Origin of the sequence: Comamonas odontotermitis (assembly GCF_040396735.1) — a bacterium.
GTDB classification, from domain to species: domain Bacteria; phylum Pseudomonadota; class Gammaproteobacteria; order Burkholderiales; family Burkholderiaceae_C; genus Comamonas; species Comamonas odontotermitis_C.
In genome coordinates this window covers 1-24620 of record NZ_JBEBNZ010000038.1, presented here as the reverse complement: position 1 = coordinate 24620, position 24620 = coordinate 1, and the positions used below count along the sequence as shown (strand labels likewise).

Below are 24620 nucleotides of genomic sequence, written 5' to 3'. Positions count from 1 at the left end.
ACGCAATGAACCTGTACAGCCCAGTCAGAATGATTTCATAAAAACAATAGAAATTACTAATACAAACATCTCTGCCTGTCCATGGTTTTTTGAAATGCCAATCGCCAGCAATGGGAAAAGTGGGTAGACGCTATCGAAGAATCGACAATCCGTACTCACTGGAATGGCTCGCAGCACAAGCGCTGACTGCGTGCCCATCCCCCAAGAGGAGCATTGCGTCATGAAATTCCACCAACACCGTCTGGCCCGGCTGCTGTCCGGTATCTGCACCGTGACGGCATCGCTGTCCGCCCTGCAGGCACAGGCGGCCTGTACCACCCCCGACAGTGGTGTGACCTACAACTGCGACGGGCAGGCTCCGGTCAACCAAAATCCTGCAGCGCCTTCGCGCCTGGCCGTCTACAACACCTCCGGGCCCGTCGGCGGTCCGTTCGTACCCGTCTCCGGGGCCGACATCTCGGTCACCAACACCGGGGCGATCACCAGTGCATCCACCACCAGCGATGTGACGGCGGTCGGCATCTTCACCGACCAAAGTGCGGGCGGCGCCACCACCATCAACTCCAGCGGCAGCATCAATGCCAATGCCGGCGGCATCCAGGTGCGGCAATGGAACAACGCCTTCAACGCAAAGGTTTCCTCCTCGGGCGCCATCACCTTGGGGGCTGCACCGGCGGCGGCTTCGTCCACCGCCGCGATTGCGGTCACCCACGTCGGCAGCGGCAATATCGAAGTCAACACCTCTGCGCCCATCACGGCGTCAGACAGCAAGGCGCGCGGAATCACCACCGCCCAACTGGGCACGGGCACCACCGTGATCAATGTGACAGCCGCGACCCTGACCACCGGGGGCAATGCCATCCACGTCAACAACACCACGGATGCCGGCTTCAGCGCAGACAACGCAGGCCCCGTCACCGTGACCGTGTCATCTGGCGTCACGGTCAAAGGGGGGGTGTATGGCGTTTTTGCAGCCACCCGCAGCAAAGCCCTGGTGACGTTGACCAACCAGGGCTCCATCTCTGGCGGCAACAACAGCCTGACGGGTGCCGTTTCTCTGCAGGGCAATGCCACCAGCCTGCCCGTGCCCGCTCGCCTGGTTGTCAACAATACTGGCAGCATCAGCCGGACCAATGCTGCCGCGTTTGCGATCTCCACCACCAATGCGGGCCTGGAAATCGTCAACGATGGCACGATCACCGGTAACATCCGCTCCACCCCCGTCAGCGTTGCCAACGGCACCACGGCAGATTCAGTCAAGCTGCGCGCAGGCGCGGTGACCGGAAATGTCCAGTTGCTCAATGGCAACGATGACGTGGAATGGACGGGCGGCACGTATGCCGGCACGATGGACCTGGGCAACGGCAGCGACACCCTCAAGGTCACGACGCCCAATATCAGCAGCAGCACGGCCATCCTCAATGGGGGTGACGATGTCAGCATCGCTGATGGCATGGTCGATGTGTTGACCGTGCAAGGCGTCACCGCAGACGCCCTGGGCGCCAACTGGCGCAACTGGGAAAAAGTCCTGCTCGATGCCTCTGCCATCACCTTCACCGATGCAGCCCTGGTGACGGGTTCCGATCCCGACATGGGCCTCGTGGTCACCAATGGCGGCAGCGTCAAGGTGGGCGCCGCTTTCACCCTGACCGGCAACCTCGACCTGGCTGCTGGCACTGCATTCACGGGCCAGGGCGCCGGGGCAGGCCAGTTCCAGAATACCGTCAGCTTTCTGAACGCCGGAAAGCTGGCCCTGGCCGACGGAGCGCCCGGAGACGTCTACACCACTGCAGGCACCTATACCGGCAAAGGCGGATCGGTGACGCTGGACGCCTCGGCCACCACGGCAGACAAGCTGGTCGCCAAGGCCATTGCGGCGGATTCGCTGCCGACCGCCTTGCAGATCACCGGTCAGGGCAGTGGCGCACTGACCCAGGGCAAAGGCATCCTGGTGGTTCAGGTTACGGACGGGCCGGCTGCATCGCCTGCCAACGCATTCACCATGGCACCGTTTTCGCTGGGCAACTTCGTCTACAAGCTGGTACGCGATGCGGAAGACGGCAACTGGTATCTCCAGTCGACGGAGCAGACCATCACGCCCCCAACAAAGCCACCGGCACCAGTACCTGCTGCGACCCCGGCCGCATTGGGCCTTGCCGCGCTGGGCATCCTGGGCACCGCGGCATTCAGAAGCCGCCGCAGAAAACCGATGGCATGAAGCGCCTCCCCCCATGCCCGCCTCATGAAGGCGGGCATGGGGGCCGACACCTACCTGGAGGCATCCCAGAGAAAAAACAAAAGCCCCGCATGCCAAGGCATGTGGGGCTTGCTGTTTCAGCCTGCCCGGCAGCAAACCGGGCAACGCGATGATCAGGCTTCGACGAGGCGCTTTTCCAGATCGGCCTTGATGTCGAGCAATTCTTGCGGCAGGCGCTGGGCCAGCTTGTCGAAGTGCTCCTGGTGCGAGGCCAGCTCTTCGGTCCAGATCTTGGTGTCGATGTTGGTGACGGTCTTGAACTGGTCGGCGCTGAACTGCAGGCCGGTCCAGTTGATTTCAGCGTACTGCGGTGCCACGCCAAAGGCGGTCTGCTCCCCCTGGGCCTTGCCTTCGAGGCGGTCCAGCATCCACTTGAGCACGCGCATGTTCTCGCCATAGCCGGGCCAGACGAACTTGCCCGCCTCGTCCTTGCGGAACCAGTTGGTGGTGTAGATCTTGGGGAGGGTGGCGCCCGAGGCCTGCAGCTTCTTGCCCAGGCTCAGCCAGTGGCCGAAATAGTCGCTCATGTTGTAGCCCATGAAGGGCAGCATGGCGAACGGATCGCGGCGCACCACACCTTGCGCGCCAAAGGCAGCGGCAGTGGTTTCCGAGCCCATGGTGGCAGCCATGTAGACGCCTTCGTTCCAGTTGCGCGCCTCGGTCACCAGCGGCACGGTGGTAGAGCGGCGGCCGCCGAAGATGAAGGCATCGATCTTCACGCCCTTGGGGTCGTCCCAGGCTTCGTCCAGCGCCGGGTTGTTGGTGGCTGCCACGGTGAAGCGGGCATTGGGGTGTGCGGCCTTGGCGCCGGTTTCCTTGGCGATCTGTGGCGTCCAGTCCTTGCCTTGCCAGTCGATGAGGTGATCGGGCAGCTTGCCGCTGTCCTTTTCCATGCCTTCCCACCAGACGTCGCCGTCATCGGTCAGTGCCACGTTCGTGAAGATCACGTCCTTGTCCAGGCTGGCCATGCAGTTGGGGTTGGTGTGGTAGTTGGTGCCAGGTGCCACGCCAAAGTAGCCCGCTTCGGGGTTGATGGCGCGCAGGCTGCCATCGGCTTGTGGCTTGATCCAGGCGATGTCGTCGCCGATGGTGGTGACTTTCCAGCCGTCAAAACCGGTAGGCGGCACCAGCATCGAGAAGTTGGTCTTGCCGCAGGCCGATGGGAAAGCGGCGGCCACGTGGTACTTGCGGCCTTCGGGGTTCTGCACGCCCAGGATGAGCATGTGCTCGGCCAGCCAGCCCTGGTCCTTGCCCATGGTGGAGGCGATGCGCAGCGCAAAGCACTTCTTGCCCAGCAGCGCATTGCCGCCGTAGCCCGAACCGTAGGACCAGATTTCGCGCGTCTCGGGGTAGTGCACGATGTACTTGGTCTTGTTGCAAGGCCAGCTGGTGGTGTCCTTTTCGCCGGGCTGCAGCGGAGCGCCGATGGTGTGCACGCAGGGAACGAATTCGCCGTCGGTGCCGATCACGTCGTACACGGCCTTGCCCATGCGGGTCATGATCTTCATGTTGACGGCAACATAGGCGCTGTCGGACAGCTCGATGCCCACATGGGCGATCGGCGAGCCCAGCGGGCCCATGCTGAATGGCACCACATACATGGTGCGGCCCTTCATACAACCGTCAAAGAGCGGCTGTAGAGTGGAGCGCATCTGGGCAGGCTCCATCCAGTTGTTGGTGGGGCCAGCGTCGTCCTTGTTGGCCGAGCAGATGTAGGTGCGGTCTTCCACGCGGGCCACGTCCGATGGGTCGGACCAGGCCAGGTAGCTGCCGGGGCGCTTGGCGGGATTGAGCTTCTTGAAAGTGCCCGCATCGACCAGTTGCTGGCACAGGCGGTCGTACTCTTCCTGGCTGCCATCGCACCAGTAGACGCGATCAGGCTTGCACAGTGCAGCCATATCGGCCACCCAGGCGATGAGCTTGGGGTTCTTGACGTAGTCGGGAGCCTGAATGGCCACGCCGGTATTGACGTTTGCGTTCATGGGAGGACTTTCTAAAGTTGTAAAACGGTTCATCAAAAACCGCTGCTCCCAAGAACCTGTTCAAAAAGCTGCGGGCTTTGAAAAACCGTTTCCTCGCTACGCTGCACTCAGTGGATTGGCCTTTGAGCCCGCATGAATACAGCGTGTCGGGAGTGCAATTTTAGCAGTCGGCCCCCAAAACGGCGATGCGCCCGTCCAATATCTATGCATTTGATGCATTGATATATGCATTTATTATTTGATACCGGTTTCTTTGCGCAAAGCGCTGTCGCCAGGGTTGCAGGCCGCCATGCAGACCACGGCCGCCCCTGCACCAACAGCCGCAAAAGGCAATAAAAAAGCCCGCTGCAAGCGGGCTCGTTGTGAGCAGGGAAGTGCTCCGTCAGGCCATGTGGACTGCAATGAACGCCAGCAAGAACATCATCAGCGCGCCGACCACCGGCAGCACCACGGGCACGAGCGGGACAATCGCTTCCACGGCATCGTTGGGCTGGTGTTCGCTGTCGTCGTGATGGCTGGACATGGGGTTCTCCGAAAAATCGCGGGATAAAGCAGTCAATCCATTGTAGCCACAGCCCCCAACTCCCGGCCCCGGGCAAAAACCCTGAGCCCGCCATTGCCCCAAGCGCAGAGTGCAGCACCCGCAGGCCAGCACAGTTTCTTACATCGCTTACCCGACTTTGGGCGTTGCGATGCCTCGCGTTTCATGGGTCTGTCATGGCGGATTTTTAGAGTCCTCTGGCTGGCCTCGCCAGCACTCCATATCCACAACACCCGAGAATCCCCATGAACTCACGCCGCCAATTTCTGCAAGGCACGGTGACCACCGGCATCGCCGCTGCCACGCTGGCAGCCTTCCCGCCCAGTATCCGCCGGGCGCTGGCCATTCCTGCCAACAACCAGACAGGCACGATCCGTGATGTGGAGCACATCGTGATCCTGATGCAGGAAAACCGCTCCTTCGACAACTACTTCGGCACCCTGCGCGGCGTGCGCGGCTTTGGTGACCGGTTCACCATTCCGCTGCCAGAGGGCAGATCCGTCTGGGAGCAACGCAATGCCACCGGCGCCACTGTCCTGCCCTACCACCTGGACAGCCAGAAGGGCAATGCCCAGCGCGTAAGCGGCACGCCGCACTCGTGGAACGATGGCCAGAACGCCTGGGACGGCGGGCGCCTCTACCAATGGCCGCGCTACAAGACCACGGCCTCGATGGGCTACTTCAAGGCGCAGGAGCTGCCTTTCCAGTTTGCCCTGGCCAATGCATTCACCCTGTGCGATGCCTACCACTGCGCCATGCACGCGGGCACCAACCCCAACCGCCTGTTTCACTGGACAGGCACCAACGGCCCCACCGGCGCGGGCGTGGCAGCCGTGGTCAACGAATGGGATGACATCGGGCCATCCGCCACTGGCTACCGCTGGACCACCTACCCCGAGCGCCTGCAGGCCGCCGGTGTGCACTGGAAGGTGTACCAGAACATGCCCGACAACTACACCGACAACCCGTTGGCGGGCTTTAAGCAGTACCGCCAGGCCAACGAGGCATCGGGCAAGCCGGTCAGCCACGACGGCAATGTGCCCTCCCCCGCCTACGACGAGGCCGACGATACAGGCAACCCGCTCTACAAGGGCATTGCCAACACCATGGCTGACGGCGGCTTTCTGGCCAGCTTCAAGCAGGATGTGCTGGATGGCAAGCTGCCGCAGGTGTCGTGGATCGTGGCGCCGCAGGTGTATTCCGAGCACCCCGGGCCATCCAGCCCCGTGCAGGGCGCCTGGTACACCCAGGAAGTGCTGGACGCGCTGACCGCGCGCCCCGATGTGTGGAGCAAGACGGTGTTCATCGTCAATTTTGATGAGAACGACGGCTATTTCGACCATGTTCCCTCCCCTGCCGCCCCTTCCATCAACCCCGACGGAACCTGGGCGGGCAAGACCACCCTGCCGCAGGCCGATCTGGCGGTCGAGCGTTTCACCCACCCCAAGCCGCCTGGCACCACCAGCCAGCCCCAGCCCGATGGCCGCGTGTACGGCCCGGGTGTGCGCGTGCCCATGTACGTGATCTCGCCCTGGAGCCGGGGCGGCTGGGTCAACTCGCAGGTGTTCGACCACACCTCAGTGCTGCGTTTCATTGAAGCCCGCTTTGGCGTGCCTGAGACGAACATCTCGCCGTTCCGCCGTGCGGTCTGCGGCGACCTGACCAGTGCCTTCAACTTTGCCCAGCCCAACAACGAAGCCCTGCCGCCGCTCGCCGGCCGCCTCAACAAGGCCCAGGCCGATGCGCTGCGTGCCCAGCAGCAGGCCTTGCCTCAGGTAGTGCCTGCTGCGGACCGTGTTTTTCCTGCACAGGAAGTGGGCGTGCGCCCGTCGCGCGCGCTGCCGTATGAACTGCATGTGAATGCATCGGCCGACGCCAATGGCCACGCGATGCGTCTGGAGTTCAGCAACACGGGCCGTGCTGCTGCGGTGTTCCATGTGTACGACAAGCTGCATCTTGATCGCCTGCCGCGCCGCTACATGGTGCAGCCGGGTCTTTCGCTGGAAGACGTGTGGAGCACCCAGGACAGCCAAGACCGTTACGACCTGTGGGTGCTTGGCCCCAACGGCTTTCACCGCCACTTTGCCGGTGACATGCGCCTGCAAGGCGCAGCCGATACGCCGCTGCCAGAGATCAGCGTGAGCTATGACACCAAACATGGCCGGGTGGAGCTGGAAGTGGACAACCAGGGGCGCGGCGAATGTGTGATCAACGTCAAGCCCCTGGCCTACCTGGGCGACGACGCATGGTCGTTCAAGCTCAAGCGCGGCCAGAGCCGCAAGAAGCACTGGAAGCTCGACGACAGCGGTTGCTGGTACGACTTCGAGGTAACGAGCAATGCCGATACCAGCTACCGACGCCGCTTTGCCGGCCGGGTGGAGACAGGCGAGCACTCAATCAGCGACCCGGCCATGGGTCAGGAGCCATCCTGAATGCCCTCGATTAGCTATAAATAATATAGCATAAAGCGATTTCATGGCCTGTACTGCAGGCCATTTTCATTGAGATATTCAGCCTTCCAGCACCGGGTAGAGCGACAGCACCAGCAGTGCCGCCATGCCCCAGTTGAAGCGCTGCAGGGCGCGGGGCGTGCGCAGGGCCCGTCCCACGGCGCTGCCAAACAGCGTCCAGACGCTGACACTGGGGTAGTTCACGAGGCCCAGCACCAGTGCGGCCAGCAGCAGGTTGCCCGCATAGCCATCGCGCGGCGTATAGGTGGCAACAATGCCGATGGCCATGATCCAGGCTTTGGGATTGACCCACTGGAAGGCCGCTGCCTGCCAGAAGCCAAAGGGCCGGGCTCCCGCCTGGCCCGCGTCCACCTGCCCCGAGCGGGCGATCTTCCAGGCCAGCCACAGCAGGTAGGCCGCGCCCAGGTACTTGAGCAAGGTGTACAGCCGGGGCTCACGCTCGAACGCCGCCCCCAACCCCAGCCCCACCAGCAGCAGCATGACCACCACACCCAGGCTGATGCCCAGCATGTGTGGCACGGTGCGGCGATAGCCGAATGTGGCACCGGAAGCCGTGAGCATCACATTGTTGGGGCCCGGTGTGACCGAACTGACGAAGGTGAACAAGGCCAGCGGCAGGACAAAGGCAGAGGTTTCAGGCAGAAAGGACATGGCAGCGGGCAGAAAAGGAGAGAGAAGAAAAGCAAAAAGGAGATGTATGGACATGCTAGCCTTGAAAATCAGTACAGTACCGGTACACTTTATCTAGCCACTTCAAGAATTGGCCTGCCTCCATGACCCAGACACTTTCACCCTCCCCTGACATTGCACTCTCCGCCCAGGTCTCTGCCGCCACCTGGGGATGGCAGCCCGTGCGCACCGGCAGTGCATCCCTGGTCGAGCAACTGGTGGAGCATTTTGGAAACCGTATCCGCAACCATGGACTGCGCGCTGGCATGCGCCTGCCGTCCGTGCGCGCGCTGGCCGAGCAGGCCGGCGTGAGCCGCGACACCGTGGTGCAGGCCTACGACCGCCTGGCCGCACAGGGCCTGGTGCAGTCGCGCCGTGGTGCGGGCTTTTTCGTCTGCGCCCGGCGTGCAGTGTCGGCCACCCCGCCTGCACCTGCAGTTGCGCTGGCCCAGGGTGTGGCCTTCGACACCACCTACCTGCTGCGCGGCATCTTCCGCGAGGACGCCGATGGCTCCGGCCACACCGGCAGCGCGGGCTGTCTGCCCGCCAGCTGGATGGACGAGGGCCTGATCAGCGGGGCGATGCGCGCCATCCTCAAGCAGGGGGCGCGTGCGGAACTGGGCCTGCTGGGCTATGGCCTGCCCCAGGGCTTTGCGCCGCTGCGCCGGCAGATCGCCTCCACCCTGCAGGCGCAGGAGGTACCAGCCCACCCCGAGACGCACCTGATGACGGTGAGCGGGGTCACCCACGGGCTGGACCTGATCGTGCGCGGCTTTCTGCAACCCGGCGATACGGTGCTGGTCGAGGACCCGGGCTGGTTCCTGATCTTCGGCCGCCTCAACACCATGGGCGTCAATGTGGTGGGCGTGCCGCGACTGCCGGGCGGCCCTGACGTGCAGGCACTGCAAGCCCTGGCGGAACAGCACCGGCCCAAGCTCTTCATCCTGAACACCGCCGTGCACAACCCCACGGGGCTGAGCCTGTCGGCCGGCGTGGCACACGAGGTGCTGCGCATCGCAGAGCGGTACGACTTCCTGCTGGTGGAGGACGACACCTACTCCGAGTACCTGGGCAACATGCCGCTGCGCCTCGCAGCCATGGACCGGTTGCAGCGCGTGCTGCTGGTCGGCGGCTACTCCAAAACCCTCTCGGGCGGGCTGCGCGTGGGCTATGTGGCAGCGCGCCCTGAATTCATCCACCGCCTCACCGACCTGAAATTGCTGGGCGGCCTGACTTCGGCCCTGCCCAGCGAGCAGATCGTGCACCGCATTCTGGCCGACGGCAGCTACCGCAAGCATGTGGACCGGCTGCGCGAGCGCGTGGACAAGGCGCGCCACCGCTGCCTGCGCCAGCTCGAAGCACTGGGCTGCCAGGCCGTGCACGAGCCCGTGGCCGGCACCTTTGCCTGGGTGGACTGCGGCATGGATTCCGAGCTGCTGGCCCGCCAGGCGGCAGAGCACAGATTGCTGCTGGCGCCAGGCGTGCTGTTCTCACCACGCCAGGCACCCTCGACCCTGCTGCGGATTTCGGTAGCCATGGCAGAACAACCTGCGGCGTGGCAGACGCTGGCGTTGCTGCTCAGACGCCACCGTCCTGCTTGATCGGCAGCCAGTGCGCCTCACTCAATAACTAACCATATTAGAAATTGTCGATCCGTGGTACAAGTTCGTCCACCGAAGATCAGACAGAATCAGGACCCTCGAGGTGTACGCATACACCAGTATCAAAATCGGCGCCCATGACGATCAACCGCAGTCCGCACCGACTGTGCAGGCATTCCTTGAAGTTCTGGAGGCCACGGACTGGACGAGCATCATGGGCCGCTGGCTGGAGACGCAGGAAACGCCTCTTCCCGCCTACGTGCTGCAACACGCCAAAAACAGCGCCACCTTGAGCGTGAGCCGCATTAGCCACGATGATGTGGATTACTACCAGCTGATGTTCTTTCAGCGGGTCAGGGCAGGCCTGTTCAAGAAGAAGATGGTCGGTCTGAGCACCGAGTTGCATGCTGTTGGCGACATGGCCGATTTCGCCGAGTGCTTCTGGGGGGGACGATTTGACGAACTTCAGCAGCGCATGCACGCCAAGGGTGTGAACACCTTCGCCTGACGCTCGCCGCTCAGGCCACGACTCTCCGCGCAATTCAAAAGGCCGACATGGCTGGAGCTTGCTGGTAGCGCCTGTTACCGCTTTTGTACAACGGCCATTGCATGCAAACCCCGGTACGACGGACGCTTTGCCGGCCGAAGGCGCGCGGCTTTGATCCACATCCAATCCCTTTCATCTGCAGCTTGGCAAACTGCTTCCCAGCTTGTTTTTCAACCTCGGAGAAAATGATGAAAGCCCGAACCAAACTTGCCCTGCTGCTCGGTACCCTGGCCGCTGCACCTGCCATGGCTGCCGCTGGCTGCGATATCGCCATCGAAGCCAACGATGCCATGCAGTTCAACAAGTCCAGCATTGCCGTGCCCGCCAGCTGCAAGCAATTCACTGTGAACCTCAAGCACACGGGCAAACTGCCCAAGGCTGCCATGGGGCATAACTGGGTGCTGAGCAAGGCTGCCGACCTGCAAGCGGCAGCAACCGATGGGATCTCCGCCGGAGCGGACAAGGACTATGTCAAACCCAGCGACAGCCGCGTGATCGCACACACCAAGGTCATTGGCGGCGGCGAGGCCACATCCGTGACCTTTGACGTGGCCAAACTCAAAAGCGGCGAAAGCTATGCCTGGTTCTGTTCGTTCCCGGGCCATTCCGCAATCATGAAGGGCACGCTCGCATTGGCCAAGTAAGCGCCTTCTCGCCTGAAGCCCTGGCGCGCCGCGCCGGGGCTTCCCATCAGCCTTCTCCGCGCCCACGCCCCTCGGTCAACAGCACTGCCGCCTGCACCCTTGATGAAAGGCCCAGCTTGCGCAGAATGTGCTGAACATGAATCTTCACCGTAGTCTCGGCAATTGCCAGGCTGCGCGCAATTTCCTTGTTGCTGGCCCCCGCCGCAATCTCGCGCAGGATCTCGAACTCGCGCGGTGACAATTGTTCGAGCGGATCGACCGGTCCGGCACCAACAGGCAGCACAGGCGGCGCAACCATCTGCGGCTGCTGGGCCTGCAAAGCGCTCACCAGCTTGTCCGTCATCTCCATGCTCACCGTGGATTGGCCGCGCAGTGCGCGTTCGATGGCCGTGACCAGCACCTCACTGTCCGCCGTCTTGAGCAGGTAGCCGTGTGCGCCCCGCTGCAATGCCAGCGCCAGCGTGTCTGCGTCTTCACTGACGGTGAGCATCAGCACCCGCGCTGCCGGTGCCGCCTCGCGCAAGCCGGGCAGCAAGTCCACACCGCTGACACCGGGCATATGGTGGTCCAGCAGCACCACGTCGGGCTGCAGTTGCGCCGCGCGGCGCAGTGCCTCGCCGGCGTCGGCAGCCTCGCCCACCACCTGCAACTGCGGCTGGGTGGCCAGCAATGCAGTGACGCCCCGCCGGAACAAGGGATGGTCGTCGACCACCAGCAGCCGTATGGGGGCGGCGCGGGCTTGCTCTGCACTCATGGCAGGCTCCTTTCCACATCGAATGTCTCGGCGACCGGCAACAGGCGCGGCAAGGTCAGCGTCACGCAGGTGCCTGCCCCCACTACGGAGGTGACTTCCAGCGTAGCACCGATGCTTGCAGCACGCTCACGCATGATGCGCAGGCCCACATGCGTCTCGTCCGTTGCGGGCGATGCATTCTCCATGCCTCGGCCATCATCGCGCACTTCCACCACCCACTGCGGCGCCTGCTGTACATCCACCCACACGGCGTGCGCCTGCGCGTGCTTGCGCACATTGGACAGTGCTTCCTGCACCACATGCAACACCTGTACCTGCACATCGGGGGGGAGTGCCATGCCTTCGCCCTCGATACTCAGATGTGCGGGCAGGCCCGTCTGGTGTTCGAACTTGGTCAGCGTGGTGCGCAATGCGGGGCCGATGTCCTCGGCATTGGTGCGGGTGCGAAAGTGCACCAGCAATTCGCGCACATCAGACAGGCTTTCACGAATACCGGCATCCAGTTCGGCCAGCGTCGCTTGTACACGCCGGCCATCCTGTGGCGCCCGGGCGATTTCATCGCGCAGCAGCGTGGCCTGAATCTTCAGAAATGCCAGGCTCTGCGCAATGGAGTCATGCAGCTCGCGCGCCAGCAGGCCGCGCTCGTCTGCCACTGCCGCCTCTCGCTCCAACGCATCGGCGCGCAGGCCTTCCATGCCACCCGCCAGGTGGCTGGCCAACGCATCCAGCAACGCACGGTCGTCCGCGGACAGCTCGGTCGGGGCGCGGAAGAACAGATCAACCTCGCCAACCATGCGTTCATGCAGCCGCACCGGCACACTCAGCACATAGGCGAATCCAGCCCGGCTGCATTGCCCGGCGTCCACCCGGCCTGCCCGCGAGGGAGCAACTCCGCGCCAGTCCTGCAGCACCACCAGTTGCGTCTCCGCCTGGGCCTTGGGCTGACCACAGAAGCAGTCTCCCGTGGGGACACAGTGCTCGGCATCGACCATTTCGTCAGGCAACCCCTCCGAGGCGAGCATCACATAGCGACGATTGTCTTCATCCGACCAGCGCACTGCCACGGCATCGGCGTGCACGATCTTGCGCGTCTGGGCTGCAAAGCCCTGGGCCAGCGCCTGCAACGAATCGGCCTGGGCGACCAGGGCCGCGCCTTCGTACAGTGCCGCCAACCGGGCGCGCTCGGTCTGCAAATGTTCAGTCTTCTGCTGCACACGGCGCTCCAGGCTGGCGTACAGATCCTGCAGGCGCACGGCCATGCGGTTGAAGCCCCGGGCGACGGCACCGAACTCATCACCCCCGCCGTCCGGCACCCGCGCCGACAGATCGCCCGACTCCACGCTCGCCAAAGCGGCCTGCAGCCGCGACAGCGGGCCAAACACCAGCAACTGCGCTGCATACATGAGCGCCAGGGCCGCCGCAATAGCCAGAGCCATCATCGCGAACTGCGCAATGTTGAGCAGGGTAGTCCAGCGCGAGAGCTGCTGCTCGATGGTCCCGACCAGCCGGTCCACGCCGCCGACAAATGCTTCGGCCTGCTGCGCAATGGCAGCAGACTGCGCTGCGGTGCCGCCTGCCACCGGTTGCTGCCACTTCCTGCGCAACACCTGCCAGCTCTGTTGCACCGTCTTCAGGGCCGCGCGCGAGGCCTCGTCGCGCGGCACAGACAGGGGCCTGGCAGCGTCGCCGCTTTGCAACAGAGCGAGGCTGGCGTCGAACTGGCCGATCAACAGTGCCACGCGCTCCGGATCAGCGCCAGGCAAGGCCTGTGCCAATTGCCAGGTCTGCATGCGCATGCGCCCGGCCTCGTTGATGGCGGCAGCCCCACCTTCGAGTGACCAGGTGAGCCGCAGCGTCAGGCCAATGGCGATGAGCGCCATCAAGAGCAGCGCACAACCAATGGTGCCGATCTTGACCGCCAGCGGACGTACTGCGGCCCCTCTGCCATCCGGGTTCATGGAGCCACCTCCTGGGACCGTGCCGCCAGAATCGGGTTACGGACATCGCGCACGCCTCTGCGCTGCGCCATGTCCCGGCCCATGGCCTCCTGCTCGTGCAGGCCCATGCCCGATTGGGCTTGGGGATAGGCCAGTTCCTCTTCCACTGCGATGTGGCGGGCATACAAGGCCGCAAAATCTGCCCAGCGGCTGCGCACCTCGGCCAGCGCTTCGCCAGCCGGGGTGATTCCGGCCTGTATGGCCTGCAGATCGGATCGGATGGGCTGCCACAGAGCCTCCATCCTTTCGTGCTCGGCATGCAGGGCATCGGCCAGCGCCGCCTGCCCTGCCGCGCGCAGCACTGGAAACACATGCAGCGCTTCATCCTGGTGGTGCAATGGCGCGGCCACGTCGAAATAGCGTCGTACATCGGCGGCTGCATCGCGTGCCTGCTCATCGGGCACCCCGCCCCCCTGCGCGGCGAGGTGCTCGCCCAAACGGGAAAGCAGCGCCAACGTACGCTCCACACGACCGTGGCAGGCGTGCAGCATTCCGAACGGCTCATCGAAGCCTGCGGAAGGGGAAGTATGCAATTGCAGGGTCACAGCCATGAATTGTCGCTGCCGGTTGGTGGCGCCACCCCATCGGGTACGCCGTTAATGATCTATGTCAAATTTCTGTGCCACGCTGTCACACATAGTGGAATTGTCCACCTCCTCGCATTCATGGCCAAACGCTTTCCGAACAACCCTGTTCGCCCTGAGAACGTGTTTACGATCTCTACGCAGCCGCGTTGGAGTGCAATCGGGATGAGTTCGAAGCGATGGGACGCAGCTTGCACCGGGGTGCAAGCAACTGCCATGGCATGCGGCAATGGCTCGGAGCGGTCACAGCATCCCGCCGAGCTGTTCGGGCCTGATTGGGCAGAATGGGATCCTTTGACCCTGTCAGACGACACAGCAGCCGACGCCAGGCCTGATCCGTCTCAGACCACTGATTCCGCATAGGGCTCGTAGGGCCCGGTGCCCGCATGGCCCGCATCGGCTGCTGCCATGAAGCTGCCGCTCGCCGCATCGAACACATGCACTTCGCCGTCTTCGATCACGTAGTGCCATCCGTGCAGGCTGAGCGTGCCCGCCTCGACCTGCTCACGCACCATGGGGTAATCCATCAGCCGCTCCAGCTGCAGCACTACGGCCCGCTGCTCCGTGCGGCGCAGCGCATCAGGGCCAGGCTCGGCCACTGGCAACGCCGCTTCGCGGCCTAACTCCAGCCAGGCTGCCAGATTGCGTGCCGCCGCCGGCACGCCCCCATACAGTGCACGAATGCCACCGCAATGGCTGTGACCGCAGACGATGATGCGGCTCACCTGCAGATTCAGGACCGCGAACTCGATCGCGGCCGACGTACCGTGGTAGCCCCAGCTGCCGTCATAAGGCGGCACGAAGGCACCCACATTGCGCACCAGAAAAAGCTCTCCCGGCCCGGTGCCCGTCAACATGTAGGGTACCAAGCGCGAATCACTGCAACCGATGAACAGCGTCGCCGGGTGCTGGCCCTGGTCTACCAGTACCCGAAACCGCTCTTCATGCAGCGGAAAGGCATGGTCGTGAAAGCGGCGCAGACGCTGAAGCAGATCGTCTTCAGGCATTCACTGCACCAGCGGCGTCTGCGCAGCATCCAGATCCACCCCCACCACACGGGCACGGCCAGCCAGCAGGCGCAGGTACTGCGACAGCGCCGTGGCAAAGCTCAGCTGGCGTAGCTGTTGCAGCACTGCAGCGCGCACCTGCTCGTAGGGTGGAACCGTGCCACTTTCGCGCTCCAGCACGTCAACGACATGCAGGCCGAAACGGCTGTGCACCAGACGCGGCAGCACACCGACCTCGGCAAGGCCGAACAACTCTTTGGCGAACTCGGGCGCGCAGTCTTCCGCACACAACCATCCCAACTGGCCACCCTCCGCACCGCTGGGGCAATTGCTGCTGGCGCGCGCAGCGGCGGCAAATCGGTCGCCCGCAGCCTGCTCTTCGGGTGTGGCGCTGCGCACATCGAGCAGGCAGACCTCGGCGCGCTGGCGCAATGCATTCACATCCACACCAGGGGTCACGGCAAAAAGCACATGGCGCGCCAGTACCCGCTCTCCACAGGCGTAGCGCGCCGCGTGCGCCTGGTAGTGGCGGCGGCCCGCCTCGTCGCCGGGTTCGGGCAAGTGGAGTTCCGTGTCCAGCAGGCGCTCAATGGCCGCTCCTGCGGCTTCGCTGATGGCGCCGGCGCTGGGCACAGGGTCATCAAACGCCAGCAGCCCCTGCGCCATTGCGGCCTGGCGCAGCAGCTCGGTGCAGGCACGCTGGCGCAGCTCCATGGCATCGAGCAACTCGTTCGTCTCGCACAAGGCAATGCCATTCACGTGGGGAGTAGGAAAGACGGAGCGCGATGCTTCAAGCGGCGCCTCGATGCGCGGCAGGCTGACGTTCTCGCGCTCCTGGCAGGTGCATGCGTGGCTGCCGCAGCCACCAGCGCCAGAATGCAGGAGGTCGCTCATGACTGGCCCCCATTACGGTTTTCAGGCAGGTTCAGCCGGCGCGAACGCACCAATTGGTAGGGGCGCGCCAGATAGGCCACCGAAGCCAGCCCGCTCCATACGTGTACCAGACGGCTGAAGGGGAACAGCAGGAAAATGGTCATGCCCAGCACCATGTGCACCTTGAACGGCCAGTCCAGCGCCACCAGACCCGCAGCGTCGGGGCGGAAGGTGATGATGCGCTGCGCCCAGTCGGCCAGCACCAGCATGGCGCTGGCGTCAGCACGGTGCGAAAACGATGCGGGCAAGGTCGCCAGGCCCAGCACCAGCTGCACCCACAGGATGACGAGGATGGCCAGATCGGTGCGGTGGCTAGTCCGGCGGATGCGCGGATCGGCGATGCGCCGGTGCAGCAGCAACGTCAGGCCGATGAAGCACACCACGCCGGCAATGCCGCCAGAGACGATGGCCAGCATCTGCTTTTGCGGCGCGGTGATCAGCCACTCGTACATGAAATGCGGCGTGAGCAGGCCCACGGTGTGGCCGAACAGCAGAAAGAGAATGCCGATATGGAACAGGTTGCTGCCCCAGCGCAGCTGGCCCGAGCGCAGCAGCTGCGACGAATCGCTTTTCCAGGTGTACTGGTCGCGGTCGAAGCGCGCGAGGCTGCCCATCAGGAAGACGGCCAGGCAGATGTAGGGGTAGACGACGAACAGGAAGTTGTGCAATGCAAGTGGCATGGCGGGCTCCTCGGGATTCAGCGGGCGGCGCCGGCCGGTGGCTGGCGCCGCGTGATGTGGATGGGTTGCGGGGTGCCCGGTGCGGCCTGCCCCTGGCTGTTGCAGCCGCCGAATGCCGCTGGCTCTTCCCAGCTCGCATCGAGCGATTCGTCGGCGGGCAAGGAAGCAGCTGGCGCATCCGCCACCACCGGCTGGCCTGCCAGGTCAAGCACGGCAGACACCACGGCGGCATAGTCGCTTTGGCGGCGCACCAGGGCGGCGGCGATGGATTGCAGAATGTGTGCAAACTCTCCAATGAAGGCACGCGCCTCCTGCGTCGGCTGGGTGGAGGCGAACTCCAGCAGCACGGTCAGGTGGTCTGGCAGTTCGGCAGGATCGAGCAGCAGGCCGGCCCGCTCGTAGGTTTTCACCAGATCGACCATGGCCGGGCCGCGGTCACGCGAATCGCCGTGCACATGCTCGAACAAATGCAGCGCCGTGCCCCGTCCACGGTCAAACAGGTCTACGTAGCAGGCTTCGGCATCCATGCCTTCTGCCAGCAGGCGATCCATCAACGCGTCGAGTTCGGTGCGGCGCACTTTGCCCAGGGCGTTTTCGGCGTTCAACGCGGTATGGATGTCCACCAGGTGGCCACGCATGTCGGCATCGGGGTAGCGCAGCAGGTGGGCCAGTGCGCGCAGGGTGAAGCTGATGCTGTCTTTCATATCTTCTCTCCTCACAGCGTTGCCTTGATGGGGATGGTGCGCTTCTTCTCGCTGCCAAACAGGCTGGTTTCGGTCTCGCCCTCGCTGCAGCCATTGCCAAAGGAGAACCCGCAGCCGCCGCGCACATTGAAGGCGTTTTCGGCGTATTCGCGGTGCGTGGTCGGGATCACAAAACGGTCTTCGTAATTGGCAATGGCCATGATCCGGTACATCTCTTCAGCTTCGGCTACGGACAGCTGCGCCTGTTGCAGTGCCGCCTGGTTGGGCATGCCTTCGACATGCTTGCCGCGCTGGTAAGCGCGCATGGCCAGCATGCGTTCCAGCGCCCGCACCACGGGCACGGTGTCGCCTGCGGTGAGCAGGTTGGCCAGGTATTTGACAGGAATGCGCAGCTGGTTCACATCTGGCAGCTCGCCGTTGGTGCTCACATGGCCGGCCTGGACCGCCGCAGTGATGGGCGACAGCGGCGGCACGTACCAGACCATGGGCAGCGTGCGGTACTCGGGGTGCAGCGGCAGTGCAACCTTCCAGTCGACCGCCATCTTGTAGACGGGGCTGTTGCGCGCAGCGATCAGCCAGGCCTCGGGGATGCCATCACGGCGGGCCTGCTCGATCACAACCGGGTCGTTCGGATCCAGGAAGATGTCCAGCTGGGCCTGGTACAGGTCCTTGTCCTTTTCGACGCTGGCGGCCTGTTCGATGCGGTCGGCGTCGTAGAGCAGAACGCCCAGATAACGGATACGGCCGACGCAGGTTTCCGAGCACACGGTGGGCTGCCCGGCTTCGATGCGTGGATAGCAGAAGATGCACTTCTCGGCCTTGCCGCTCTTCCAGTTGTAGTAAATCTTCTTGTACGGGCAGCCCGAGACGCACATGCGCCAGCCGCGGCACTTGTCCTGGTCGATCAGCACGATGCCGTCTTCCTCGCGCTTGTAGATCGAGCCGCTCGGGCAGCTCGCCACACAGGCGGGGTTGAGGCAGTGCTCGCACAGGCGCGGCAGGTACATCATGAAGGTGTTCTCGAACTGGCCGTAGATGTCCTTCTGCACCTCGTCAAAGTTCTTGTCCCGGCTGCGCTTGCTGAATTCCCCGCCCAGGATTTCCTCCCAGTTCGGGCCCCACTCGATCTTTTCCATGCGCTGACCGGTGATGAGGCTGCGTGGGCGAGCCGTAGGCGCTGCCTTCATCTCCTTGGCACTCTGCAAGTGGTCGTAGTCGAAGGTGAAGGGCTCGTAATAGTCGTCGATCTCCGGCAGATTGGGATTGGCGAAAATCTTCATCAAGAGTTGCCATTTGCCACCCTGGCGCGGCACGATGGAGCCATCTGCCTTGCGGGTCCAGCCGCCATTCCAGCGTTCCTGGTTTTCCCACTCCTTGGGGTAGCCAATGCCGGGCTTGGTCTCGACGTTGTTGAACCAGGCGTATTCCACGCCGGGGCGGCTGGTCCAGACGTTCTTGCAGGTCACGCTGCAGGTATGGCAGCCGATGCATTTGTCCAGGTTCAGCACCATGCCGATCTGTGCACGTACTTTCATCGCGGTTTCCTTGTTCTTTCTGATCGGAATCAGGGGTTTTCGCCCTGCGACTGGTAAGCGCCAGCCAGGTGGTCATCGCGCGGCGTGTCCAGCCAGTCCACCTTGGCCATCTTGCGCACGATGACGAACTCGTCGCGGTTGGTGCCGATGGTTCCGTAGTAGTTGAAGCCGTAGCTGTACTGCGCGTAGCCACCGATCATGTGCGTGGGTTTGAGCACGATGCGCGTGACCGAGTTGTGGATACCGCCACGCACGCCGGTGATTTCGCTGCCGGGTGTGTTGATGATCTTTTCCTGCGCGTGGTACATCAGCACCATGCCGGGATTGACGCGCTGGCTCACCACCGCGCGCACGGCGACTGCACCGTTGAGGTTGAACATCTCCATCCAGTCGTTGTCCTCGATACCGGCGCGCCTGGCGTCCTCCTCGCTGATCCATGCCACGGGGCCGCCCCGGTTGAGCGTGAGCATCAGCAGGTTATCGGTGTACGTGCTGTGGATGCCCCACTTCTGGTGCGGTGTGATGAAGTTGAGCTGGATCTCGGGGTGCCCATTGGGTTTGATGCCCTGCATGCCAGCCGTGGCCTTCATGTCCACCGGCGGACGGTAGCTGCAGAAGCCCTCGCCGAAGGCAACCATCCAGGGGTGATCCTGGTAGAACTGCTGGCGACCGGTGAGCGTGCGCCATGGAATCAGCTCGTGCACATTGGTGTAGCCCGCGTTGTAGCTCACCGTTTCGCTCTCGATGCCGCTCCAGGTGGGCGAGCTGATGATCTTGCGCGGCTGCGCCTGAATATCGCGGTAGCGGATCTTTTCGTCCTCGCGGTACAGCGCCAGGTGCTTGTGTTCGCGGCCCGTGGCCTTCTCCAGCGCCTCCCATGCCTTCACGGCCACGTGGCCATTGGTCTCGGGCGCCAGCTGCAGGATGACTTCGCAGGCGTCGATGTCACTGACGATGCGTGGACGGCCTTCGGTCACGCCGGGCTCGGTGGTCAGGCCGTTCAGCTGGCCCAGTTGCTCCACCTCGGTGCCGGTTTTCCAGTTGATGCCCTTGCCGCCGTTGCCCAGTTTGTCCATCAGCGGGCCCAGCGCGGTAAAGCGCTTGTAGGTGTTGGGGTAGTCGCGTTCCACCACCGTGACCTGCGGCGCCGTCTTGCCGGGGATGAGGTCACACTCGCCCCTCTTCCACTCGGCCACGCCGTAGGGCTGCGCCAGCTCGGCGGGGGTGTCGTGCATCAGCGGCGTAAGCACGGTGTCTCGCTCCACGCCCAGATGGCCCACGCAGACTTCACTGAAAGCCTTGGCAAAGCCCTTGTAGATTTCCCAATCCGAACGCGATTCCCACACCGGATCGACCGCAGCCGACAGCGGGTGGATGAAGGGATGCATGTCGCTGGTGTTGAGGTCGTTCTTCTCGTACCAGCTGGCCGTGGGCAGCACCACATCGGAGTAGAGGCAAGTCGTACTCATGCGGAAATCGAGCGTGACCAGCAGATCCAGCTTGCCCTGGGGCGCCTGGGCATGCCAGGTCACCTCTTCGGGCTTGGCATCCTGCGGGCCCAGGTCCTTGCCTTGCACGCCGTTGTCGGTACCCAGCAGGTGCTTGCAGAAGTACTCGTGCCCCTTGCCGCTGGAGCCCAGCAGGTTGCTGCGCCACACGAAAAGGTTGCGCGGCCAGTTCTCGGGCGCGTCCGGGTCTTCACAGCTCATCGTGAGGCTGCCGCTCTTGAGGCCCTGGGCCACATAGTCGCGCGGCGCCATGCCCGCCGCGTCGGCCTGCGCAGCAATCGACAGCGGATTGATCTTGAGCTGCGGGGCGCTCGGCAACCAGCCCATGCGCTCGGCGCGCACGTTGTAGTCGATCATGCTGCCGCCGTACTGGCTGCGATCGGCCAGCGGGCTGACGATCTCTTCCATGCCCAGTTTCTCGTAGCGCCACTGGTCGGTGTGCGCGTAGAAGAAGCTGGTGCTGTTTTGCTGGCGTGGCGGCCGTGCCCAGTCGAGTGCGAAGGCCAGGGCCGTCCATCCGGTCTGCGGGCGCAGTTTTTCCTGGCCCACGTAGTGCGACCAGCCGCCGCCGCTCTGGCCAATACAGCCGCACAGCATCAACAGGTTGATGACGCCACGGTAGTTCATGTCGCAGTGGTACCAGTGGTTCATCGCTGCACCGATGATGACCATGGACTTGCCGCGCGTCTTGTCCGCGTTGTCGGCAAATTCGCGCGCCACGGTGATGATCTGCTGGCGTGACACGCCGGTGATCTGCTCGGCCCATGCCGGGGTGTACGGTGCGTTGTCGTCGTAGCTGGCAGCGCCGCTGCCCAAACCACGGTTGATGCCGTACTGCGCGGCCTGCAGGTCGAACACGGTGGCAACCAGCGCCTCGCTGTACTCGCCATCACAACCCAGGCGCAGGCGCACGGCCGGCACGCGGGCGCGGTTCACATCGCCCTGCTGTTCGTTGGCCGTGAAATGCGGCGTGGCAATGCCGCCAAAGTAAGGAAAGCCCACGTCGACGATCTCATGCGCCTGGCTGCCGTCTTCCAGCACCGAGAGCTTGAGCTTCACCTCAGCGCCGTGGCGCGCCTCCTTGGCCTCCAGGTTCCATTTGCCGGCGTCGTCGCGGCCTTCGGCCCCCCAGCGGAAGCCGATGGAGCCGTGCGGCAGCACGGCGCGGCCATCGCTGTCGAAGGCCATGGTCTTCCATTCGGGGTTGTTCTGCTGCCCGAGCTTGCCGTTGAAGTCGCTGGCACGCAGGTAGCGGCCGGGCACCTGCACCACGCTGCCGTCAGGCAGGGTCTTGCTTTCCAGCAGCACCAGCATGGGCAGGTCGGTGTAGCGGCGTGCGTAGTCGTCGAAGTATTCGCTGCGCCGGTCGAAGTAGAACTCCTTGAACGCCACATGGCCCATGGCCATGGCCAGCGCCGCGTCGGTGCCCTGCGTAGGATGCAGCCAGACGTCGGAGAGCTTGGCCACTTCGCTGTAGTCGGGCGTCACGGCCACGGTCTTGGCCCCCTTGTAGCGCACCTCGGTGAAGAAGTGGGCATCGGGCGTGCGTGTCTGCGGCACGTTGGAGCCCCAGGCGATGATGTAGCTGCTGTTGTACCAGTCGGCCGATTCGGGCACGTCGGTCTGCTCGCCCCAGACCTGGGGGCTGGCTGGCGGCAGGTCGCAGTACCAGTCGTAGAAGCTCATGCACACGCCGCCAATCAGGCTCAGGTAGCGGCTGCCCGCTGCATAGCTGACCATGCTCATGGCCGGAATGGGCGAGAAGCCGATGATGCGGTCGGGCCCGTGTTGCTTGATGGTGTAGGCGTTGGCTGCGGCCACCAGCTGGTTCACTTCATCCCAGCTGCTGCGCACGAATCCGCCCATGCCGCGCACGCTTTGGTAATCGCGCCGCGCAGCATCGTCCTGCACGATCAGGGCCCAGGCATCCACGGGCGTTTTGGCCACCGCCAGCGCAGCGCGCCAGCGCTCCAGCAGCCGGCCGCGCACCATCGGGTACTTCACGCGGTTGGCGCTGTACAGGTACCAGCTGTAGCTGGCGCCGCGCGCGCAGCCGCGTGGCTCGTGGTTGGGCATGTCCCAGCGGGTGCGGGGGTAGTCGGTCTGCTGGGTTTCCCAGGTGACGATGCCGCCCTTGACGTAGATTTTCCAGGAGCACGAGCCGGTGCAGTTCACACCGTGCGTGCTGCGCACGATCTTGTCATGCGACCATCGGGCGCGGTAGGCGTCTTCCCAGGTGCGGTCTTCGCCCGTGGTACGGCCATGGCCGTCGGCAAAGCTTTCCTTGGGCAGACGAAAGTGGGTGAGGCGGTCGAGGAAATGACTCATGGTGGTTCTCGTTTTCTCGTGAAAGGTCAGCAGGGCATGGAGGCTTGGCGGCGCCCATAGCACCACCAGGTGATGACCACGCACAGCAGGTAGAAGGCGGCAAAGACCCACAGCGCTGCCTCTGGGCCGCCAGTGGCAGCGATGGAAGTGCCGTAGCTCTTGGGAATGAAGAAGCCGCCGTAGGCGCCAAACGCGCCGGCAAAGCCGACCGCAGCTGCGCCCAGCACATTGCCTTCCTTGATCGCGGAAGCCTGCGCCGCTGCGTCCTTGCCGGCCTGGCGCAGGGCGAGCTGATTGAAGATGACGGGAATCATCCGGAAGGTCGATCCATTGCCTATGCCGGTGGTGACAAACAGCAGCAGGAACATCAGAAAGAAGCCGGTGAAATTACCCTCGGCAGGCCCGATCGAAAGCGCCAGCGCACTCGCGCCCTTGGGCAGGAAATACAGCACACCCAGCACGGCCAAAGCCATCACCAGAAAGTTCCACATCGTCACCACGCCGCCGCCGACCTTGTCGGCGAGCCAGCCGCCGAAGGGGCGGATCACGGCGCCCACCAGCGGGCCGAGCCACGCATAGGTCAAGGGGTTGACGGCAGGAAACTGGCTCTTGATCAGCAGGGGAAAGCCCGCTGCAAAGCCGATGAAGGAGCCGAAGGTGCCCAGGTACAGCACACACATGATCCAGTTGTGCGGCTGCACGAAGATGGCCGCCTGCGCTGCCACCGATGCCTTGGCGTCGGCCACGTCATTCATGGCGAACCATGCGGCAACCGAGGCGAGCACGATCCATGGCACCCAGATGAAGGCGGCGTTCTGCATCCAGACCTGCACCTGGGCGCCACCCTTGGTGATGGTCTGCGGATCGCCACCGAACACACCCAGCAGCCCTGCCGTGACGACGATGGGGCTGAGGAACTGCACCACCGACACGCCCAGGTTGCCCAGGCCGGCGTTCACACCCAGCGCCGAGCCTTTGCGGTCCTTGGGGAAGAAGTAGCTGATATTGGCCATGCTGGAGCTGAAATTGCCGCCTCCCAGCCCGCACAGCAGGGCCAGGATCAGCATCGTGGGATAGGGCGTTCCCGGGTCCTGCACCGCAATGCCGATGCCGATGGCCGGGACCAGCAGGCTGGCGGTGGAGATTGCCGTCCAGCGGCGTCCACCGACCAGGGGCACCATGAAGGAGTAGAAGATGCGCAGCGTGGCGCCGGACAGCGCGGGCGCCGCCGCCAGCCAGAAGAGCTGGTTGGTCGAGTACTGGAAACCCAGGCCCGGCAGGCTGACGGCAACCACACTCCAGACCTGCCAGACGGCAAAGGCCAGAAAGAGGGCAGGTACCGAAATCCACAGGTTGAGCTTGGCGATGGCTTCGCCCTCCTTTTCCCAGAAGGCCTTGTCCTCCGGGGTCCAGATCTTCAAGGTGCTGCCGCGGCGCGGCGCAGTGGTGGTTGTGGGGTTCATGGGGATTCTTTCCAGGGGAATTCAGTCGGCGTTCATGCGCTTTGGCTGGCTGCGCCGCCCATCAGGTCGGCGTGGCGCACCTCGGTCCAGTACATCCAGATAAGGGACACCCAGACCACGCCGTACAGCAGCATGAAAGCGCTGGAGCGCACGCCGGTCACATCCAGCAGGGCGCCGAACAGAATGGGCAGCACGAAACCGCCCAGGCCGCCAGCCAGTCCGACGATGCCGCTGATGGCGCCGATGTTGTCGGGGTAGTCGTCGCCGATGTACTTGAAGACACTGGCCTTGCCGAAGGCGAAAGCCACGCCCAGCACGCCCATCAGCGCAGTGAAGGTGTAGACGCTCAGCCCGAAGTGGAATGTTTTGGGGCCGTTGATGGTGGCAATGGTGAAATCGGTCTGCGGATAGCTCA

19 protein-coding genes and 1 pseudogene are annotated in these 24620 nt (G+C 63.9%); 6 read left to right on the top strand and 14 right to left on the bottom strand.

What is annotated here, in order from left to right; genetic code table 11:
* Positions 1-220 precede the first annotated feature (220 nt).
* Positions 221-2218 (top strand): hypothetical protein, encoded by a 1998-nt coding sequence (locus tag ACH2DG_RS19455; protein WP_395028149.1) that lies wholly within the window; start codon positions 221-223, stop codon positions 2216-2218.
* 152 nt (positions 2219-2370) lie between these two features.
* Here the strand turns inward: ACH2DG_RS19455 and ACH2DG_RS19450 are convergent, their stop codons facing one another.
* Both ACH2DG_RS19450 and ACH2DG_RS19445 read right to left on the bottom strand, forming a co-directional pair.
* The gene (locus tag ACH2DG_RS19450; protein WP_395028147.1) at positions 2371-4239 is read right to left on the bottom strand and encodes a phosphoenolpyruvate carboxykinase (GTP); all 1869 of its coding nucleotides are present in this window, start codon (positions 4237-4239) and stop codon (positions 2371-2373) included.
* Positions 4240-4621: 382 nt separating this feature from the next.
* Positions 4622-4762, bottom strand: coding sequence for a hypothetical protein (locus tag ACH2DG_RS19445; protein WP_224150952.1), 141 nt, complete (start codon positions 4760-4762; stop codon positions 4622-4624).
* A gap of 263 nt (positions 4763-5025) precedes the next feature.
* Here ACH2DG_RS19445 and ACH2DG_RS19440 point away from each other — a divergent pair, with 263 nt between their 5' ends.
* Positions 5026-7212, top strand: a complete 2187-nt coding sequence (locus tag ACH2DG_RS19440; RefSeq protein ID WP_395028146.1) for a phosphocholine-specific phospholipase C — start codon at positions 5026-5028, stop codon at positions 7210-7212.
* 78 nt (positions 7213-7290) lie between these two features.
* Here ACH2DG_RS19440 and ACH2DG_RS19435 read toward each other — a convergent pair whose 3' ends face one another.
* Positions 7291-7902, bottom strand: coding sequence for a LysE family translocator (locus ACH2DG_RS19435; protein ID WP_395028144.1), 612 nt, complete (start codon positions 7900-7902; stop codon positions 7291-7293).
* Between the two features lie 122 nt (positions 7903-8024).
* Here ACH2DG_RS19435 and ACH2DG_RS19430 point away from each other — a divergent pair, with 122 nt between their 5' ends.
* From ACH2DG_RS19430 to azu, 3 genes are all read left to right on the top strand, one after another.
* Positions 8025-9521: a PLP-dependent aminotransferase family protein gene (locus ACH2DG_RS19430; RefSeq protein WP_395028143.1), complete on the top strand. Its 1497-nt coding sequence runs from the start codon at positions 8025-8027 to the stop codon at positions 9519-9521.
* Between the two features lie 103 nt (positions 9522-9624).
* Positions 9625-10029, top strand: coding sequence for a hypothetical protein (locus tag ACH2DG_RS19425; protein ID WP_395028142.1), 405 nt, complete (start codon positions 9625-9627; stop codon positions 10027-10029).
* 227 nt (positions 10030-10256) lie between these two features.
* Positions 10257-10712: an azurin gene (gene azu / locus ACH2DG_RS19420; RefSeq protein WP_395028140.1), complete on the top strand. Its 456-nt coding sequence runs from the start codon at positions 10257-10259 to the stop codon at positions 10710-10712.
* 46 nt (positions 10713-10758) lie between these two features.
* On the opposite strand, the gene ACH2DG_RS19415 is transcribed toward azu, so the two are convergent.
* Genes ACH2DG_RS19415 through ACH2DG_RS19405 form a run of 3 tightly spaced genes read right to left on the bottom strand, consistent with a single transcriptional unit; the run spans position 10759 to position 14014 of the window.
* A complete protein-coding gene (locus ACH2DG_RS19415; RefSeq protein ID WP_395028138.1) occupies positions 10759-11466 on the bottom strand; it encodes a response regulator in 708 nt (235 codons plus the stop codon).
* Positions 11463-13424 carry a type IV pili methyl-accepting chemotaxis transducer N-terminal domain-containing protein gene (locus tag ACH2DG_RS19410; RefSeq protein ID WP_395028136.1) on the bottom strand — a complete coding sequence of 654 codons (1962 nt, stop codon included), beginning with the start codon at positions 13422-13424 and terminating at the stop codon, positions 11463-11465. The genes ACH2DG_RS19415 and ACH2DG_RS19410 overlap by 4 nt, the downstream gene beginning before the upstream one ends.
* Positions 13421-14014 (bottom strand): hemerythrin domain-containing protein, encoded by a 594-nt coding sequence (locus tag ACH2DG_RS19405; protein WP_395028135.1) that lies wholly within the window; start codon positions 14012-14014, stop codon positions 13421-13423. Before ACH2DG_RS19405 ends, ACH2DG_RS19410 begins: the two co-directional genes overlap by 4 nt.
* Here ACH2DG_RS19405 and ACH2DG_RS19400 point away from each other — a divergent pair.
* The gene (locus ACH2DG_RS19400; protein ID WP_395028134.1) at positions 13991-14410 is read left to right on the top strand and encodes a DUF3079 domain-containing protein; all 420 of its coding nucleotides are present in this window, start codon (positions 13991-13993) and stop codon (positions 14408-14410) included. The genes ACH2DG_RS19405 and ACH2DG_RS19400 overlap by 24 nt on opposite strands.
* Here the strand turns inward: ACH2DG_RS19400 and ACH2DG_RS19395 are convergent.
* From ACH2DG_RS19395 to ACH2DG_RS19360, 8 genes and pseudogenes are all read right to left on the bottom strand, one after another.
* Positions 14389-15054: a carbonic anhydrase gene (locus ACH2DG_RS19395; protein ID WP_395028133.1), complete on the bottom strand. Its 666-nt coding sequence runs from the start codon at positions 15052-15054 to the stop codon at positions 14389-14391. The genes ACH2DG_RS19400 and ACH2DG_RS19395 overlap by 22 nt on opposite strands.
* Positions 15055-15948 carry a peptidylprolyl isomerase gene (locus tag ACH2DG_RS19390; RefSeq protein ID WP_395028132.1) on the bottom strand — a complete coding sequence of 298 codons (894 nt, stop codon included), beginning with the start codon at positions 15946-15948 and terminating at the stop codon, positions 15055-15057.
* Positions 15945-16667, bottom strand: coding sequence for a respiratory nitrate reductase subunit gamma (gene narI, locus ACH2DG_RS19385; protein ID WP_395028131.1), 723 nt, complete (start codon positions 16665-16667; stop codon positions 15945-15947). The genes ACH2DG_RS19390 and narI overlap by 4 nt, the downstream gene beginning before the upstream one ends.
* 17 nt (positions 16668-16684) lie before the next feature.
* On the bottom strand, positions 16685-17371 hold the full coding sequence (gene narJ, locus ACH2DG_RS19380; protein WP_395028130.1) for a nitrate reductase molybdenum cofactor assembly chaperone: 687 nt from the start codon (positions 17369-17371) through the stop codon (positions 16685-16687).
* Positions 17372-17382: 11 nt separating this feature from the next.
* Positions 17383-18906: a nitrate reductase subunit beta gene (narH, locus tag ACH2DG_RS19375; RefSeq protein WP_395028129.1), complete on the bottom strand. Its 1524-nt coding sequence runs from the start codon at positions 18904-18906 to the stop codon at positions 17383-17385.
* Between the two features lie 29 nt (positions 18907-18935).
* Positions 18936-22742 (bottom strand): nitrate reductase subunit alpha, encoded by a 3807-nt coding sequence (locus ACH2DG_RS19370; protein ID WP_395028128.1) that lies wholly within the window; start codon positions 22740-22742, stop codon positions 18936-18938.
* Positions 22743-22768: 26 nt separating this feature from the next.
* Positions 22769-24205: an MFS transporter gene (locus ACH2DG_RS19365; protein ID WP_395028127.1), complete on the bottom strand. Its 1437-nt coding sequence runs from the start codon at positions 24203-24205 to the stop codon at positions 22769-22771.
* A 32-nt stretch (positions 24206-24237) separates the two neighbouring features.
* Positions 24238-24620 (bottom strand): annotated as a pseudogene (locus ACH2DG_RS19360) (MFS transporter); the annotation flags it as partial.